At 71.7% G+C, this 16,275-nt stretch carries 16 protein-coding genes; 10 read left to right on the top strand and 6 right to left on the bottom strand.

Annotated features, from left to right (window positions below; all coding sequences use genetic code 11):
- Positions 1–10 precede the first annotated feature (10 nt).
- Entirely contained in the window at positions 11–868 is an 858-nt protein-coding gene (locus tag UW392_RS48585) for an ABC transporter ATP-binding protein (RefSeq protein WP_320781786.1), read from the top strand.
- Between the two features lie 77 nt (positions 869–945).
- Here UW392_RS48585 and UW392_RS48580 read toward each other — a convergent pair whose 3' ends face one another.
- Positions 946–2,178, bottom strand: a complete 1,233-nt coding sequence (locus UW392_RS48580) for a globin domain-containing protein (RefSeq protein ID WP_320781785.1) — start codon at positions 2,176–2,178, stop codon at positions 946–948.
- Positions 2,179–2,285: 107 nt separating this feature from the next.
- A complete protein-coding gene (gene nsrR / locus UW392_RS48575) occupies positions 2,286–2,732 on the bottom strand; it encodes a nitric oxide-sensing transcriptional repressor NsrR (RefSeq protein ID WP_320781784.1) in 447 nt (148 codons plus the stop codon).
- A gap of 100 nt (positions 2,733–2,832) precedes the next feature.
- On the opposite strand from nsrR, the gene UW392_RS48570 reads away from it, so the two are divergent.
- The 9 genes from UW392_RS48570 (at position 2,833) to UW392_RS48530 (ending at position 13,277) form a co-directional block, all read left to right on the top strand.
- Positions 2,833–3,252, top strand: a complete 420-nt coding sequence (locus UW392_RS48570; protein WP_320781783.1) for a hypothetical protein — start codon at positions 2,833–2,835, stop codon at positions 3,250–3,252.
- A gap of 9 nt (positions 3,253–3,261) precedes the next feature.
- Positions 3,262–4,248, top strand: a complete 987-nt coding sequence (locus tag UW392_RS48565; RefSeq protein WP_414497528.1) for a formylglycine-generating enzyme family protein — start codon at positions 3,262–3,264, stop codon at positions 4,246–4,248.
- Positions 4,249–4,374: 126 nt separating this feature from the next.
- On the top strand, positions 4,375–5,595 hold the full coding sequence (locus tag UW392_RS48560; RefSeq protein WP_320781782.1) for an ROK family protein: 1,221 nt from the start codon (positions 4,375–4,377) through the stop codon (positions 5,593–5,595).
- Positions 5,596–5,626: 31 nt separating this feature from the next.
- Positions 5,627–6,433 carry an ABC transporter permease gene (locus UW392_RS48555; protein WP_320781781.1) on the top strand — a complete coding sequence of 269 codons (807 nt, stop codon included), beginning with the start codon at positions 5,627–5,629 and terminating at the stop codon, positions 6,431–6,433.
- Complete coding sequence (locus UW392_RS48550; protein ID WP_414497527.1) at positions 6,415–7,221, top strand: ABC transporter ATP-binding protein; 807 nt, start codon at positions 6,415–6,417, stop codon at positions 7,219–7,221. The genes UW392_RS48555 and UW392_RS48550 overlap by 19 nt, the downstream gene beginning before the upstream one ends.
- A gap of 57 nt (positions 7,222–7,278) precedes the next feature.
- Complete coding sequence (locus UW392_RS48545) at positions 7,279–8,259, top strand: aliphatic sulfonate ABC transporter substrate-binding protein (protein WP_320781779.1); 981 nt, start codon at positions 7,279–7,281, stop codon at positions 8,257–8,259.
- Positions 8,256–9,707: a sulfatase-like hydrolase/transferase gene (locus tag UW392_RS48540; RefSeq protein ID WP_320781778.1), complete on the top strand. Its 1,452-nt coding sequence runs from the start codon at positions 8,256–8,258 to the stop codon at positions 9,705–9,707. Before UW392_RS48545 ends, UW392_RS48540 begins: the two co-directional genes overlap by 4 nt.
- A gap of 16 nt (positions 9,708–9,723) precedes the next feature.
- Complete coding sequence (locus tag UW392_RS48535) at positions 9,724–12,042, top strand: family 43 glycosylhydrolase (protein WP_320781777.1); 2,319 nt, start codon at positions 9,724–9,726, stop codon at positions 12,040–12,042.
- Positions 12,043–12,191: 149 nt separating this feature from the next.
- Positions 12,192–13,277, top strand: coding sequence for an acyltransferase family protein (locus tag UW392_RS48530; protein ID WP_320781776.1), 1,086 nt, complete (start codon positions 12,192–12,194; stop codon positions 13,275–13,277).
- Between the two features lie 87 nt (positions 13,278–13,364).
- Here UW392_RS48530 and UW392_RS48525 read toward each other — a convergent pair whose 3' ends face one another.
- Genes UW392_RS48525 through UW392_RS48510 form a run of 4 tightly spaced genes read right to left on the bottom strand, consistent with a single transcriptional unit; the run spans position 13,365 to position 16,274 of the window.
- Positions 13,365–14,240, bottom strand: coding sequence for a phosphogluconate dehydrogenase C-terminal domain-containing protein (locus tag UW392_RS48525; protein WP_320781775.1), 876 nt, complete (start codon positions 14,238–14,240; stop codon positions 13,365–13,367).
- Positions 14,240–15,049: a sugar phosphate isomerase/epimerase family protein gene (locus UW392_RS48520; RefSeq protein WP_320781774.1), complete on the bottom strand. Its 810-nt coding sequence runs from the start codon at positions 15,047–15,049 to the stop codon at positions 14,240–14,242. Before UW392_RS48520 ends, UW392_RS48525 begins: the two co-directional genes overlap by 1 nt.
- Entirely contained in the window at positions 15,046–15,807 is a 762-nt protein-coding gene (locus tag UW392_RS48515) for a triose-phosphate isomerase family protein (protein WP_320781773.1), read from the bottom strand. Before UW392_RS48515 ends, UW392_RS48520 begins: the two co-directional genes overlap by 4 nt.
- Entirely contained in the window at positions 15,807–16,274 is a 468-nt protein-coding gene (locus UW392_RS48510) for a ribose-5-phosphate isomerase (protein WP_320781772.1), read from the bottom strand. The genes UW392_RS48515 and UW392_RS48510 overlap by 1 nt, the downstream gene beginning before the upstream one ends.
- Position 16,275: the final 1 nt, after the last annotated feature.

The following is a 16,275-nucleotide window of genomic DNA, read 5'->3' as shown; positions in this document are numbered from 1 at the left end:
GAGCGCGCACATGGCCGAGGAGACAGCGGACCGCACGGTGGGCACGGTGGGCACGGTGGAGAACGACCGGGACGCGGCCGTCGTCCTGCTCCGGGACGTCAGTGTCCGCCGGTTCACGACCGACCAGGTGATCCTCGACGCCGTCGACTGGTCCGTACGGTCCGGCGAGCACTGGGCGCTGCTGGGCGCCAACGGCGCCGGCAAGACCACCCTGCTCCGGCTGCTCGGCGCACTGACGCACCCCACCGCCGGCAGCGTCGAGGTGCTGGGCGCGCGGCTCGGCCGGGTGGACGTGCGCGAACTGCGCGCCCGTATCGGGCACGTCTCCTCCGCGCAGCGGGTGCCGGACAGCCTCGGCGCGCACGCCGTCGTCCTGACGGGCCACACCGGCACGGTGCAGCCGCTGTGGCGGATGTACGACGACGAGGTCCGGCAGCGGGCCCACGAACTCCTGGCCGAGCTGGGCATCAAGGAGCTGGCGGACCGCCCGTTCGGCGTGTGTTCCGGCGGTCAGCGGGCCCGGGTCCTCATCGCCAGGGCGTTGATGGCCGACCCGGCGCTGCTGCTTCTGGACGAGCCGTTCAACGCCCTCGACCTGCCCTCACGGGAGGACCTCATCGAGGCCCTGCACCAGTTGGCCGAGGGACGTCCGCGGCTGGCCACCGTGACGGTGACGCACCACCTGGAGGAGCTGTCGCCCGTCGTCGGCCACGCGCTGCTGCTGCGCGAGGGCCGCGTCCTCGCCCGCGGACCCGTGGACGAGGTGCTCACCGACGACCGGCTCACCGCCTGCTTCGGGCGCGACATCACGGTGGCCCGGCGCGACGGCCGCTGGGCAGCGTGGTCCGGTCGGTCCGACCGGTCCTGACGACCCGCACCCCGCTCAGCGACCCCCACTCACCGCCTCCCCCACTCACCGCCTCCCACTCACCCGCCTCGCTCGCGCTACGCCGCAGCCCCCTCCGGCTCGCCCTGCTCCCCCTGCTCCCCGAGCCACAGGTCGGGTCCGAACACCTCGTAGTGGACGTACTCGGCAGGTACGCCCCGGCGCAGCAGGTCACCGCGGACGGCCCGCATGAACGGCACCGGACCGCAGAGGTAGACCGTGAGCCCCTCGGGCAGGTCGACGGCGGCGAGGTCGGCGCGGCCGGCCGACGCCGACTCCGGCGCCCCGTCGCCGAGTTCCTCGTAGAAGAGGTGGAGGCGGCCGTCCGGGAGCGCCTCGACGAGCGCGCGCTGCTCCTCGCGGTGGGCGTGGTCGGCCGGTCCGCGGTCGGCGTGGACGACGGTCACCGGCCGGGTGGACCCCGTGGCGGCGAGGTGGTCCAGCATGCCCACCATCGGGGTGACGCCGATGCCCGCGGAGACGAGCAGCAGCGGTCCGTCACCCTGCTCCAGGGCGAGGTCGCCGAAGGGCGCGGACACCGTGAGGACGTCACCCTCACGGGCGCCTGCGTGCAGCCAGGACGAGACCTCGCCGTCCGGACCGCCGGTTGCGGCTACGCGTTTGACGGTGATGCGCCACTCGGGACGGCCGGGGGCCGAGGAGAGGCTGTACTGGCGTATCTGCCGGGCGCCGTCCGGCAGCGTCACCTGGACGCTGACGTACTGGCCGGGGCGGAACGGCCGCACCGGGCTGCCGTCGGCGGGGCGGAGCAGGAAGGAGACGGAGTCGGGGGTCTCCTCGGTGCGCGTGACGATCTCCATGGACCGCTGGACGTCGCCGGCGGGCAGCCCGGCCTCCTGGTAGAGCCGTGCCTCGACGGCCGTCAGCGCGTTGGCCATCAGCCAGTAGACCTCGTCCCAGGCGGCGGCGACCTCGGGGGTGACGGCGTCTCCGAGCACCTCCACGATCGCTTCGAAGAGGTGCTTGTGCACGATCTTGTACTGGTCGGCGGTGATGCCGAGCGAGACGTGCTTGTGCGCGATCCGGGAGAGCATCGAGTCGGGGCGGGTGTCGGGGTGCTCCAGCAGCATCCCGGCGAACGCGGCGATCGATCCGGCGAGGGCCTGCTGCTGCTCCCCGTTGGCCTGGTTGCCCCGGTTGAACAGGTCCCGCAGCAGTTCCGGGTGGGCCGCGAACAACTTGCGGTAGAAGAGCCGGGTGATGTCCTGGATGGCGGCGCCGACCGCCGGGAGGGTGGCCCGGATCACGGGGGCGGACTGTTCGGAGAGCACAGTGGACTCCTAATTGGTAAATGATCTTCGTGTTTTGTTGTGTGGATCGAGCCGGACCGGACCTGCGCCGATCGACGCCGATGACACCGGCGCACGCGCGACGCGTTCTACGTGACGGGGCGGACCGACAGCCCGACCAGGACCGGGCCCGTCGGCGAGGACACCAGGTCGGCGACGGTCAGCGGATCGAGAGCGGCGTAGAACGCCTCCTGCGCGGCACGCAGCGCGCCGCGCAGCCGACAGGCGGCCCGCAGCGGGCACGGCACGTCACCCTCGCACTCGACGACCTCGCCGTCCCCCTCCAACTCTCTGACCAGCCAGCCGACGGAGGACCTGCGGCCGAGTTCGGTCAGCGCCAGGCCGCCGCCGCGACCGCGCCGCGCCTCCACGACGCCGAGGTGCTGCAGACGTGTGACAGCCTTGGCCACGTGGGTATAAGGCACGTCCATGGTGTCCGCCACCTCCCGCGTGGTCAGCGGATCGTCTCCGTCTCTCACCACCGCCAGGCGCATCACGGAACGCAGGGCCAGGTCGGTGAATTTCGTCAGCCGCACATCCCTGAGGCTAGCAAATACGCATGCTAGATTCGTCTTTGGGAGTCGACTCGAATCCTGTGCGGTACGACACACACGACGACGGCGGACGGTGACACGGATGACGACGGCGGACGACGAGAACCCCACCGCGCCCCTCCCCCGGTTCCTGTGCGACACCGCCGCGCTCGCGGCCCTGCCGGACGCCCCGTCCGGCGCGCTCTGGAAGCTGGCGGAGAGCGGCAGGCAGCTCGACGCCAACGTCGTCCACCTCCCCCCGGCGGCGCGCGTCGCCCCGCACACCGAGCCGGACCTCGATGTCCTGCTGCTGGTCCTGGGCGGCGACGGCACCCTGACCGACACCGACGACCGTCCGCTCCAGGCCCTGCGCCCCGGCGGCCTGACCTGGCTGCCGCACGGATCGGCGCGGGGCGTGCGGGCGGGCCCGGACGGGATGACGTACCTGACCGTCCACCGCCGCAGGCCGGGCCTGCGCATCCAGTCCCCCGCGGAGCGCGGGACGCCCCCGCCCGTGTCGTAGCCTCGGTGCATGATCCAACGGTCCGATGCGGGAGGTCAGGTGGCGGGATCCGAGGCGGAGCCGCGCGGTTGCTGCGCACCGTCGGGAGGCGCGCGCCCGACACTTCCCGCGCCGGTCCCGGTGAGCCTCACCGTCGGCAGGTCCACCGGCACCGGCATGCTCCGCCTCGACGGCGGCACCTTCCTCATGGGGACCGCCGACCGGGACGGCTTCCCGCAGGACGGCGAGGGCCCCGTCCGCCCGGTGACCGTGTCGCCCTTCCTGATCGACGCGCACGCGGTCACCAACGCCCGTTTCGCCCGCTTCGTCGACGCCACCGGACACGTCACGGAGGCCGAACGGTTCGGCTGGTCCTACGTGTTCGCCGGGTTCCTCCCCGGCACCTTGCGGCGCGGCGCCCCCCGCCCGCCGCAGACGCCCTGGTGGTGCGGTGTCGAGGGCGCGTACTGGCGCGCGCCCGAGGGACCGGGCAGTACGGTCGGCGACCGCGCCGACCACCCCGTGGTGCACGTCTCCTGGAACGACGCCGCCGCCTTCGCCCGCTGGTCGGGGCTGCGGCTGCCCACCGAGGCGGAGTGGGAGTACGCGGCGCGCGGCGGGCTGGAGCAGGCCCGCTACCCCTGGGGCGACGAGCTGACCCCGGGCGGGGAGCACCGCTGCAACATCTGGCAGGGCCGTTTCCCCACCAAGAACACGGCGGAGGACGGCTACCGCGGCACCGCGCCCGTGGACGCCTACGAGCCCAACGGGTTCGGGCTGTACAACGTGGCCGGCAACGTCTGGGAGTGGTGCGCGGACCACTGGGGCACGGAGCACGGCACCCGGCCCCGGACCAATCCCAAGGGTCCGGGCCGGGGCGACGCGCGGGTGATGCGCGGCGGTTCGTACCTGTGCCACGACTCGTACTGCAACCGCTACCGGGTCGCGGCGCGCACCTCCAACACACCGGACAGCAGCACGGGCAACCTCGGCTTCCGCTGCGTACGCGACGCCTGAACCGGCCGGCCGGCCGTTCCGGCCGTTCCCGTCGCTTTGTTGCGCACCGTTGCGGCCTCGTGAAGGATGCCCGCTGATTTATTCCGGACTGTTGACGTTAAAGCGCGGCGCTCCCATCCTGACGGCATGGCTTCCGACCACCAGGGACCCCGGGGACCCCTCGCCCGGCTGCGGCGCGGGCACGAGGAACTCGTCCTGCGTCTGCTGCGCACGCACGGCCCGCTCAGCCGGGCCGAGTTGGGCAAGCTGAGCGGGCTGTCCCGTACGACGCTGTACGACATCGTCGTCGCGCTCATGGACGGGGGCGCCGTGGTGGCCACGGCGCCCGCGCCCGCCGAGCGGCGGCGGGGCCGTCCGGTCGAGACGCTGAGCCTGCACCCGGGGGCCGGGCAGGTCATCGGGATCGACTTCGCCCGGCGCGCGGTGCACGTCGCCGCGGTCAACGTCGCGCACGAGGTGATCGGTTCGGCGAGCGAGGCGCACTCCGCCGGCCTCGGCTGGGAGGCGCGGGTCGACCTGGCCGAGCGGCTGGTGGCGCGGCTCGCCGGAGGGGCGCTGCGCCTCGGCGCCCTCAGCGGCATCGGCGTCGGCGTGGTCGGCCCGGTCGACGACCTGACGGCGGACGCCGAGGACGCGCCCCGCCCGGGGGCCCCGCAGCACCGGGCCCCCGGCACTCCGGCCCGCACCGACCTCCCCCTCCTCCTGCGCAAGCGCTTCGGCGTCCCCGTCCTCGTCGACAACAACACCCGTCTGGCCGCGCTGGCCGAGGCGACGTGGGGTGCGGCGGCCGGGGTGCAGGACGTGCTGTACCTGCGGCTGTCGCACGGCGTGGGCGGCGGCCTGGTGACCGGCGGGACCCTGCACCGGGGCGCACACGGCCTGTCCGGGGAGTTCGGCCACATCACGGCCGAGCCGGACGGGCGCCGATGTTCGTGCGGCAAGGACGGGTGCCTGGAGACCGTCGCGTCGATCGGCGCGGTCCTGGAGGCCCATGGCGCCGGCGCACCGGACCTGCCCGCCTTCTTGGCCGCGCTGCCCGACGACGCGGCCGCCGCCCGTGTCCTGACGACGGTCGGCACCCGGGTCGGCACCGTCCTCGCCGCGGTGTGCAACGCGGTGGGGCCGGACGTGACGGTGCTCGGCGGTGAACTCGCCGAGGCCGGTCCCGTGCTCTTCACCGCCGTCGAACGGGCCCTGCTCGCCCATCTGATGCCGATCTCCCGGTCCCGGGCCGACCTGCGGGCCGCGACCCTCGGCGAGGCGGGCGGCGCGCTCGGCGCCATCGCCCTCGTCCTGCACGAATCCCCTCTCCTCGACCGCTATCCCGCGCCGGACTCCCTGGAGTGACCGTGAACCTCCCGCACCCGCAGAGGCCGCCATGGCTGTGATCACCGCACCCGACAAGACGCCCGCCGCGTCCGTCCGCCGCCGGGGCCGGCGCTCCCCGCACCCGCTGCTCCTCAACCTCGTCGCGATGGTCCTCGGCGTCGCCGTGTGGGCGGCAGCCGCCGCGACCCATCTGGTGGACGTCCCCGGTCCGCTCTCGGTCGGTTCGCGCGCCGTGGAGCTCGTCAAGGACGGCACGCTCGCGACGGACGCGCTGGCCAGCCTGCGCCGCGTGTTCCTCGGGTTCGCCCTCGGCACGCTGCTCGCCGTGCCGGTGGGGTTCGTGATGGGCTGGTACCCGCTGGCGCGCGGCCTGCTGGAGCCGTACGTGCAGTTCTTCCGTACGGTGCCGCCGCTCGCGATCATCCCGCTGGCGATCGTGCTGATGGGCATCGGCGAGACGCCGAAGGTGTTCGTCATCTTCCTGGCGGCGTTCCTCTCCAGTGTGGTGGCCGCCTTCCAGGGGGTGGTGGACGTGGACCGCACGCTGATCAACGCCGCCCGGGTGCTCGGCGCCCCGGACCGGGTGGTCTTCCTCAAGGTGGTGATCCCGGCCGCGACGCCGTTCCTGCTGGTCGGCATGCGGATCGGTCTGGGCGCCGCCTGGGGGACGGTGGTGGCCGCCGAACTCATCGCCGCCGACAAGGGACTGGGCTACGAGATGATGCACGCCCAGACGTACTACGACATACCCACGATCTTCGTCGGGCTGATCACCATCGGTGTGATCGGACTCCTCATGGACCGGCTGCTGCTGCTCGCCGAACGACGTCTGACCGGATGGCAGGAACGCCGATGAACACGCCTCTCACCAAGACCGGCGCCAAGATATCTTTCCGGGACGTGGTCAGCCGTTTCCCGGTGAAGGGCGGCGAGTTCACCGCCCTGGACGGGCTGTCGCTGGACATCGGCGACCAGGAGTTCGTCACCGTCGTGGGCCCCTCGGGCTGCGGCAAGTCGACACTGCTCAACCTGGCGGCGGGGCTGGTGGAGCCGACGGCGGGCGAGGTGCTGGTGGACGGCGCGCACGTCACCGGACCGGGTCCCGAACGCGGTGTCATCTTCCAGCAGTACGCGCTCTTCCCCTGGCTCACCGTGCGCGGCAACGTCGAGTTCGGGCTGAAGCTGGGCTCGCTCTCCGCGGACGAGCGCCGGCGGCGGGCCGAGCGGGCGATCGACCTGGTCGGTCTCACCGACTTCGCGGACGCGCTGCCGAAGACCCTCTCGGGCGGTATGAAGCAGCGCTGCGCCATCGCGCGGGCCTACGCCGTCGATCCCGAGGTGCTGCTGATGGACGAACCGTTCGGTGCGCTGGACGCGCTGACCCGGGTGCAGTTGCAGGACCAGCTCCTGGAGACGTGGACCCGGGACAAGCGCACGGTCATGTTCATCACGCACGACGTGGACGAGGCCGTGTACCTGGCCCGCCGTGTGATCGTCATGGCCGCCCGGCCGGGCCGTATCCACCGGATCATCGAGGTGGACCTGCCCTATCCGCGGACCGAGGACCTGCGGCTGTCACCGGAGTTCGCCCGCATCCGCAACGACGTGTGGCACTCGGTGTACCACCAGAGCCCGGCCGCCTGACCCTCCTCTCTCCTCCCTCCCTCAACCCCACCCGCACCCCTTAAGGACGACTCTGTCATGCCCATGTCCCGACGCGGCTTCATATCGGCACTCACCGTCACCGGACTCTCCCTCTCCGTGGCGTCCTGCGGCTCCGACGACAGCGGGAGCGGCGACGGTGCCGGCGTCCGGTTCGGCTACATCGCCGACTACAACGGGGCCAGCCTGCTCGCCATCGCCGACGACCAGGGCCTGTGGAAGAAGCACGGCATCTCCGCCTCGTACAAGGTCTTCGTCAACGGGCCGATCCAGATCCAGGCGCTCGGCACCGGCAATCTCGACTACGGCTACATCGGCCCCGGCGCCATGTGGCTGCCCGCGTCCGGCAAGTCGAAGATCGTCGCCATCAACACCCTCACCTACGCGGACCGGGTCATCGCGCAGCCCGGCATCAGCGACATCAAGGGCCTCAAGGGCAAGAAGGTCGGGGTGCCCGAGGGCACGTCCGGCGAGATGGTCCTCAACCTGGCCCTGGAGCAGGCCGGGATGACGATGGACGACATCCAGAAGGTGGTGATGGACGCGACGACGATCGTCACGGCGTTCTCCTCCGGGCAGATCGACGGCGCGGGCATCTGGTACCCGCTCATCCCCACCATCAAGGAGAAGGTGCCCGATCTGGTCGAGGTGGCCAGTACCAAGGAGATCGGCGGCGACTTCCCCACCGCGTTCGTCGCCGGGAACGAGGTGAAGGACGCGACCAACGAGAAGGTCATCAAGGTCCTCCAGGAGGCCAACGACTGGCGGGCCGCGCACAAGGACGAGTCCATCGAACTCGCCGCGAAGCTGCTCAAGGTGTCCGTGGACAAGGTGAGGGCGGACGCCGCCAACGTGGAGACACTGACCACCGCCGAACTCGTCGCGAAGACGAAGGACGGGACCGTCGGCGAGTGGCTCGACGGGATGAGCGACTTCTTCGTGCGTACCGGCCAGCTGAAGAAGGCGCCCGCCGCCGACTCGTTCTACACGGCCGACCTCTACACGAAGGCGGGCGCGTGAACCTCCTCTTCCTCATGACCGACCAGCACCGGGTGGACACGCTGGGCTGTTACGGCAACCCGCACGTCGCCACCCCGAACCTGGACCGGCTCGCCGCCACCGGCACCCGCTTCGACCGCTTCTACACACCGACCGCCATCTGCACCCCGGCCCGCGCCAGCCTCCTCACCGGCCAGGCCCCCTTCCGCCACCGGCTCCTCGCCAACTACGAGCGCAACGTCGGCTACCTCGAGGACCTCCGCGAGGACGCCTTCACCTTCCCCGCCGCGCTCGCCGAACGCGACTACCAGCTGGGCCTGGTCGGCAAGTGGCACGTCGGCACCCACCGCAACGCCGCCTCCTACGGCTTCGAGGGCCCCGACCTGCCCGGCTGGCACAACCCCGTGGACCACCCCGACTACCTCGCCTACCTGGAGGAACGGGGGCTGCCGCCGTACCGCATCACCGATCTCGTGCGCGGCACCACCCCCAACGGCAACCCCGGCAACCTGCTCGCCGCCCGCCTCAAGCAGCCGGTGGAGGCGACCTTCGAGCACTACCTCGCCACCCGGGCGGTCGAGCAGCTCGACAAGTTCGCCGCCGACGGCCGCCCGTTCTACCTGGCCACCCACTTCTTCGGCCCGCACCTGCCGTACCTGCTGCCCGACGAGTACTACGACATGTACGACCCGGAGCTGGTCGAGCTGCCACCGTCGATCGCGGAGACCTTCGAGGGCAAACCGCCCGTGCAGCGCAACTACAGCGCCCACTGGACCTTCGACACCATGCCGATCGAGGTCACCCGCAAACTCATCGCCGTCTACTGGGGTTACGTCACCCTCATCGACGAGCAGATCGGCCGCATCCTCACCCGCCTCGACGAACTCGGCCTCACCGACGACACCTCGGTGTTCTTCACCGCCGACCACGGCGAGTTCACCGGCGCCCACCGGCTGCACGACAAGGGCCCGGCGATGTACGAGGACATCTACCGCATCCCCGGCATCGTGCGGGTGCCCGGCCAGCAACCGCGGGTGCGGGACGAGTTCGTGTCCCTCACCGACTGCACGGCGACCGTCCTGGAACTCGCCGGCGCCGACCCCTCCCCCGCCACCGACAGCCGCTCCCTGCTGTCACTGGTGCGCGGCGAGGAGCCGGAGTGGCCCAAGGAGCTGCTGGCCGAGTTCCACGGCCACCACTTCCCCTACCCGCAGCGGATGCTGCGCGAGGAGCGCTACAAGCTCGTCGTCAACCCCGAGTCGGTCAACGAGCTGTACGACCTCGACGCCGACCCGCACGAGCTGTCCAACCGGTACACCCACCCGGAGTTCGAGGCCGTGCGGCGCCGCATGATGCGCCGCCTGTACGACCTGCTGCGCGAGCGCGGCGACAACTTCTACCACTGGATGACACCGATGTACGACATCGGCGCGTCCGACTACGACCCGACGCTGAGTTCCTTCGAGTAGAGGGGTACATGCGGGAATGAACCGAAGAAGGATCCGCGCGGTCCAGGTGGCCGCCGCGCTGGCCGGTGTGCTGCTGGCCGCCCTGCCGCCCGCCCAGCGGGCCGCCGCCGTGCCCGCGGCGACGACGACGTACGAGAACCCGGTGACGGCCGGCACCGTCGACACCTTCCCCGACCCGGCGGTCATCCGCGGCAAGGACGGCTACTGGTACGCGTACGGCACCCAGAACCCCGTCTTCCAGACGCGGGGAGAGACCGGTGAGCGGATGCTGCCGGTCCTCAGGTCGGCGGACATGACGCACTGGGAGTACGCCGGGGAGGTGTTCACCCCGAACACCCAGCCCGCCTGGCACGGCGGGTCCCGGCTGTGGGCCCCCGACATCCGCTACGCGGACGGGCGCTACAGCCTCTACTACTCCGTTCCCGACAAGGACACCGTCGGCGTGGCCACCGCCCCGACGCCGACCGGTCCGTGGACCGACCGGGGCGCGGTGCTCGACCCCGACAGCGGCTGCGCCACCGGCGACATCGACCAGGCCCAGTTCACCGACGACGGCGGGCAGCCGTATCTGTACTGGGGCAGCTACGACACCATCTGCGTCGCGAGGATGAACGCGGACCGCACCCGCATCGAGGGCGAGGTCACCGAGGTCGCGCAGGGCCGCCGCATGGAGGGCGGCTTCGTGGTCCGGCGCGACGGCCGCTACTACCTCTTCTACTCCGACGCGGGCTGCTGCGACGGCGCCTACAGCGGCTACCAGGTCAAGGTGGGCCGGTCGACGAGCCCCACCGGTCCCTTCACCGACGACCGGGGCGTCGACCTGATGGCCGCGAGCAGCAAGGGCGGTGTCGTCGTCGGCGCGGGCGGCGACCGGTGGATCGGGCCCGGCCACAACTCCCTCCAGACCGACCTCGCCGGCCAGGACTGGCTCTTCTACCACGCCGTCCCCGCCGACGACCCGGACCTGGACCGCGTCGACGGCATCGACCGCACACTGAGCCGCCGGCCCATGCTCGTCGACCGGCTGGACTGGATCGACGGCTGGCCGGTGGTGCGCGCCGGGGCCGGACCGTCCACCGGCCCGCAGCGGGCCCCCGTCACCGAGTGGGACGCGGGCGGCGACTTCGGCGACGGTTCCCTGACCGGCTGGCGGGCACGGGGTGCGGGCACCCGGGCCTGGTCGGCCGCGAGCGAGGCGGACTCCGGCGGGTACGTCACCCACAGCGGCGGCTCCGCACCGGCCTATCTGGTGTCCGACGGGACGGCCGGTGCCCGGGTGCGGGCCGAGGCCGATCTGCGGGTGACCTCGGCGGCGGGCGGCGCGGGTCTGGTCCTCGCCTACCGGGACACCGGCAACCACGTGGTGGCCTGGCTCGACCGGGACCGCGGGGCGCTGGTGACCGACGTGCGGGTGCGCGGTGTGAGCGCCGGCCGGCAGGTCACCGCGTTGCCGCCGGACTTCGCGTGGGACACGTGGCACAACGTCACCGCCGAACTGCGCGGCCGGCAGCTCACCGTGGAAGTCGGCTCCGACCGGCTACGGGACGCGGTCGCCACCCAGCGGCGTACGGTCCCGGCCGCCGCCGCGCGCGCCGGACGGGTCGGTGTCGCCGCCCGCGGCACCGGGGCGCAGGCGGACAACACGGGCGCGGTGAAGCTGTACACGCCGGTCACCCGGCGGGTCGCCGACCCGGCGCCGGGCGAACTGCTCACGGCCCACAGCGACGAGTTCGACGGTACGGCGCTCTCCTCGGAGTGGAGCTGGGTGCGCGGTCCGGCCGCGGGTGCGGGGACCGGTGACGGCGCCCTGACGTGGCCGACGCAGAACGCCGAGCTGCATCTGGCGAACAACACCGCCTCGGTGCTGACCCGCTCCGCGCCGGCCGGTGACTTCACCGTGGAGACGAGACTGCGTCTGGCCAACGGGCCCGGCAACCAGCAGGCGGGTCTGGTGCTGTACGGCGACGACGACCACTACTTCAAGCTGGTCCACTCGGTGCTGCCGGTCAGCCACACCGACGGCAAGGTGACCCATGTCACCGAGTTCGCCAAGGAGGGCGCGCGGCCCACCACCACACCGCCGACGCCGGTGGCGTACGGGCCGATGTTCGGCGGTCCGGCGGCGGAGACCCTGTGGATGCGGCTGGCGTACCACGCCGACACCGAGGGCGGCGAGCACGAGGTCCGGGCGGCGACCAGCACCGACGGGACGCACTGGACCTGGACGGGGGTCTGGACCCTCCCCGCTGAGCAGGCGCTGCGCATCGGCCTGGTCTCCCTGAACACCGCCGGCGCCACCGCGCACTTCGACTACCTGCGTACTTACGGAAGTTGAGAACGGGAAGAAGGAATTCCGCCGAGGAGGTTTGAGATCGCGGGAAGTGGTGAGGCGGCAGAGATGTCTACCGTCCTCACCACTCCCGTATCTTCAGTAAGACGCGTCAGCCCGGCTTCGCGTTGCTCCTGTGACGCGGTGGGGGCGGTGTGACAGAGGCCATATCCACCGCACGGGCGGCCGGAGTCGCTCCACGCCCCGCCGCGAGCGCGAAGGCCGAGCCCGCCGGAGAGCGGGACGCGTTCTTCGACAACGCGAAGTACCTGGCGATCGTGCTGGTGGCGGTGGGACACGCGTGGGAGCCGCTGCGTGACGGCAGCCGCGCCGTCACCGCCCTGTACACCGTCGTGTACGCCTTCCACATGCCGGCGTTCATCGTCATCTCCGGTTACTTCTCGCGGAACTTCGACGCGAGCCCGAGCCGGATGAAGCGGCTGTTCACCGGGGTCGTCGTGCCGTACGTCGTCTTCGAGACGGCGTACACGTTCTTCACCCGGTGGAGCGACGGCGAACCGGACCGGGCGATCAGTCTGCTGGACCCGCTGTATCTGACCTGGTTCCTGGCGGCGCTGTTCATCTGGCGGCTGACCACGCCGTTCTGGCGGGCGGTGCGGTGGCCGCTGCCGATCGCGCTGGCCGTCGCGATGCTGGCGACGCTCTCGCCGGACATCGGCGACGACCTCGACCTCCAGCGGGCGCTGCAGTTCCTGCCGTACTTCGTGCTGGGGCTGTGTCTGAAGCCGGAGCACTTCCGGCTGGTGCGCCGCCGCGCGGCGCGGATCGCGGCCGTGCCGGTCTTCCTCGGCGCCCTCGCGCTGTCCTACTGGCTGGTGCCGCGGTTCGACTACGGCTGGTTCTTCCACCGGGCGAGCGCCGAGCAGATGGACGTGGCCGCCTGGTACGGGCCGCTGATGACGCTGGCGATCTTCGGCTGCTCGCTGACGCTCGTCGCCTGCTTCCTGGCCTGGGTGCCGGGCCGCCGGACGTGGTTCACCGCCCTCGGTTCGGGCACGCTCTACGGCTACCTGCTGCACGGCTTCGTCGTCCAGGCCGCCAACCACTGGCACTGGAGCCACGCCGCGTGGACGCACGAGCCCGTCGGGGAGATCGCCGTCACGGTGGTCGCCGCGGTCGTGGTCACGCTGCTGTGCACGGCGCCGGTGCGGCGCGTCTTCCGCTGTGTGATGGAGCCGAAGATGGACTGGGCGTTCGAGCGGCGGCGCACCACCGCCTAGACGCCGGTCCCCGGGTGCGACAACGGCCCGGCCCCGCCGTCCCCCGAGGGCGGCGGGGCCGGGCCGTCGCGCGGGCCCTGACTCGGGTCAGCGCTTGATCTCCTTGATCTTGAGCATGCGCGTGATGACCTTGTCCAGCTCGTCGTCCTCGAAGACCTTCTTCCAGTCCTCCCGGACGATGGACTCACGGCCGTAGTCCATGGCGATCAGGCAGGCGTCGGAGAACGGGTTGGAGCCCTTGAGGGTGTTGGCGAGGGCGACCTGGGTGTGGCCGAGCAGCATCGCGCGGGCGGCCTTCTCCGGGACGCCGACGGTGTGCACCGTCTCGTGCAGCGCCTCGGTGAGCAGGGCGCCGACCATGCAGGCGATGGTCTCGACGAGGGTCGGCTCCAGCACGGCGAGCTGCTTGACGGTGACCCAGTGGACGTCCACGACGGGCGCGTACATCACGCGGATGACGGAGTCGGCCAGCTTCTGCTTGGCCTCGTCGCCGCCCTCGTACGCGGCGACGACCTCCTGCGGGGCGGCGATGCCGCCGAAGGTGTCCTGCCACTCCTCCTTGGTGGTGCGCTCCAGGAACACCGACGGGTGGCAGGGGTGGGCGCAGGCGTAGTGGATCTCGTCGCGCTCGAAGAGCAGACCGGCGTAGGCGGCGGCCGGGTCCAGGGTGAGGACGACGGTGCCCGGCTTCATCAGCGGCACCAGTTCCTCGGAGACCTTGCCGAGGACGACGTCCGGCACGGCGAGGATGACCACGTCGGCCTGGGCCGCGGCGTCGGCGGACTCGGTCAGCTCGCGGCCGAGGCCCTTGATCAGCTCCTGGCCCTTGGGGGACGCCTCGCTGAAGAGGACCCGGAAGTCGCTCTTGACCAGGTTGTTGGAGACACGCTGGCCCATCTTGCCGGCGGCCCCGATGACGGCGACGGTGGTGGCGTCGGCCTGGATTTCGTTCTCGGTGGCCATTACTCGCTCCTCAGAAGAGTGTTGATGCTGTGTTGCGTCCACTGGTGTTCGAGCCGGGCGGTGACGTCGAAGCCGTCGTCCTGCCACGGGAGCCAGTGCTCCACGATCTGGTTGATGCGGCTCTCGCCGCGGGCCTCGCGCACGGCGGCGATCATGCCGTCGTAGTCGAGGAGCCCTTCGCCGAGCGGGCAGCCGGCGTAGGTGAAGCCGACCCAGCCGTCGCGGCGGGTGAAGGCGAAGTCCTTGACGTGGATGTTGACCACGTACGGCGCGGTGGCGGTCACCACGTCGACGGGGCGTTCCAGCCGGGCGACGCTGTTGCCCGGGTCGAGGACGACACCGAGGTGGTCGCTGCCCACACCGCGGACGACGGTCAGCAGGTCGTCGGTGGAGACCTGCTCGTAGGTCTCCAGGCCGAGGGTGACACCGGCGTCGGCGTAGGCCGGCACGGTCTCCTTCAGCAGGGTGACGGCCTCGTCCGTGGTCGGCCGGTGGTCGGCGGTGTTGAGCATGGAGCGGACGAAGGTGACGCCCAGCGCCTCCGCCATGCCGAGATACGCGCGCAGGTGCTCGGTGCGCACGCCGCGCGTGCCCAGTTCCAGCTCCACGCCCAGGTCGCGGGCGGTGGCGCGGACGTCGGCGAGCTGCGCGGTGTCGTAGGACTCCACCGGCGCGTAGTCGCAGATCTGGAAGACCTGGCCGCCGAGCCGTGCGGTGTCGTGCAGCATCTCGGTGAGGGTCATCGGCTGCGGGGCGCGCGCCGAGATCCGCCAGAAGTAGGCGTAGGTGCTGATGCCGTAGGCCGTCATGACACCCCCACCGGGGTGCGGATCTCGTCGAGGATCGCCTCGACGTTGGCGGGGTCGTGTGCGAAACGGCCGAGGAAGAGGCCACCCGCGCTGCCGCCCAGGCGGCTGAGCAGGCCGGGGCCCGCGCTGCCGCCGTAGATGACGGTCGAACCGGCGTGCCGCGGACGGCTGTCGAGCCAGCCGCGCAGCGCGGTGCAGACGGTGGCGATGTGCTCGGTGGAGGCGGGCTCCGGGGCGCCGATCGCCCACTGGGGTTCGTAGGCGAGGACGACCGCGCCGCTCAGTCCGTGCAGCAGCCGCTCGGCCTCGGCGACCGTGCGCTCGGCGGCCCGCGCGGGCGGCACCTCGTCGCGTTCGCCGACGCACAGGACGGGGGTGAGTCCGTTGCGCAGGGCGGCGGCCGTCTTGGCGGCGACGACCGTGTCGCCCTCGCCGTAGAGGCGGCGGCGTTCGGCGTGGCCTACCTCGGCGTAGCGGCAGCCGATCTCCTTGAGGAAGGGGCCGCCGACCTCGCCGGTGTACGGTCCCGCGTCCTCGGTGGCCAGGTCCTGGGCGCCGACCTCGATGCCGTAGGGCGTGAGGATGCCGGCGGCGGGGACGATGGCCGGGAAGGCGGGGAGCACGAACAGCCGGGCGGCGCCGGAGGTGACCGCCGGGTGCCGCTGGGCCGTGTCGGCCACCTTGCGCGCCCAGTTGAGGGTCTGGTGGTGACCGAAGTACATCTTCAGGCTCACCCCCAGCAGGACGGGGCGGGACATCAGGCGGCCTCGGCCTCGTAGTCGCACATCAGCTGCACCTTCGCGGCGGAGGCGGAGGTCTCGTCGAAGCGGTAGGTCAGCCACTCCCTGGCCAGGCGGCGGGCCAGTTCCAGGCCGACGACGCGCTGGCCGAAGGTCAGCACCTGGGCGTTGTTGGACAGGACCGCCCGCTCCACGGAGAAGGAGTCGTGCGCGGTGACGGCGCGGATCCCCTTGACCTTGTTGGCGGCGATCGCGACACCCAGCCCGGTGCCGCACACCAGCAGCGCGCGGTCGGCCTCGCCCCGGGCCACCATCTCGGCGGCGGCTATCGCCACCGTCGGATAGGCGGTGTGCCCGTCGGCGTCCACACCGACATCGACGACCCCGGCCACCAGGTCGCTGTTCTCCAGGTCCTTCTTCAGGGCTTCCTTGTACTGGTAGCCGGCGTCGTCACAGCCGACGACGATCCGCAGCTTGTCGCTCATT

Source organism: Streptomyces sp. CRN 30, from assembly GCF_034105845.1.
This window is presented reverse-complemented; position numbering and strand designations above follow the sequence as displayed.

Bases quoted from the DNA above. Each gene is read 5' to 3' on its own strand.
- UW392_RS48585 (WP_320781786.1), top strand. From the start codon at position 11: ATGGCCGAGGAGACAGCGGACCGCACGGTGGGCACGGTGGGCACGGTG.
- UW392_RS48570 (WP_320781783.1), top strand. From the start codon at position 2,833: ATGACGACGGCGGACGACGAGAACCCCACCGCGCCCCTCCCCCGGTTC.
- UW392_RS48565 (WP_414497528.1), top strand. From the start codon at position 3,262: ATGATCCAACGGTCCGATGCGGGAGGTCAGGTGGCGGGATCCGAGGCG.
- UW392_RS48560 (WP_320781782.1), top strand. From the start codon at position 4,375: ATGGCTTCCGACCACCAGGGACCCCGGGGACCCCTCGCCCGGCTGCGG.
- UW392_RS48555 (WP_320781781.1), top strand. From the start codon at position 5,627: ATGGCTGTGATCACCGCACCCGACAAGACGCCCGCCGCGTCCGTCCGC.
- UW392_RS48550 (WP_414497527.1), top strand. From the start codon at position 6,415: ATGGCAGGAACGCCGATGAACACGCCTCTCACCAAGACCGGCGCCAAG.
- UW392_RS48545 (WP_320781779.1), top strand. From the start codon at position 7,279: ATGCCCATGTCCCGACGCGGCTTCATATCGGCACTCACCGTCACCGGA.
- UW392_RS48535 (WP_320781777.1), top strand. From the start codon at position 9,724: ATGAACCGAAGAAGGATCCGCGCGGTCCAGGTGGCCGCCGCGCTGGCC.
- UW392_RS48525 (WP_320781775.1), bottom strand. From the start codon at position 14,240: ATGGCCACCGAGAACGAAATCCAGGCCGACGCCACCACCGTCGCCGTC.
- UW392_RS48520 (WP_320781774.1), bottom strand. From the start codon at position 15,049: ATGACGGCCTACGGCATCAGCACCTACGCCTACTTCTGGCGGATCTCG.
- UW392_RS48515 (WP_320781773.1), bottom strand. From the start codon at position 15,807: ATGTCCCGCCCCGTCCTGCTGGGGGTGAGCCTGAAGATGTACTTCGGT.
- UW392_RS48510 (WP_320781772.1), bottom strand. From the start codon at position 16,274: ATGAGCGACAAGCTGCGGATCGTCGTCGGCTGTGACGACGCCGGCTAC.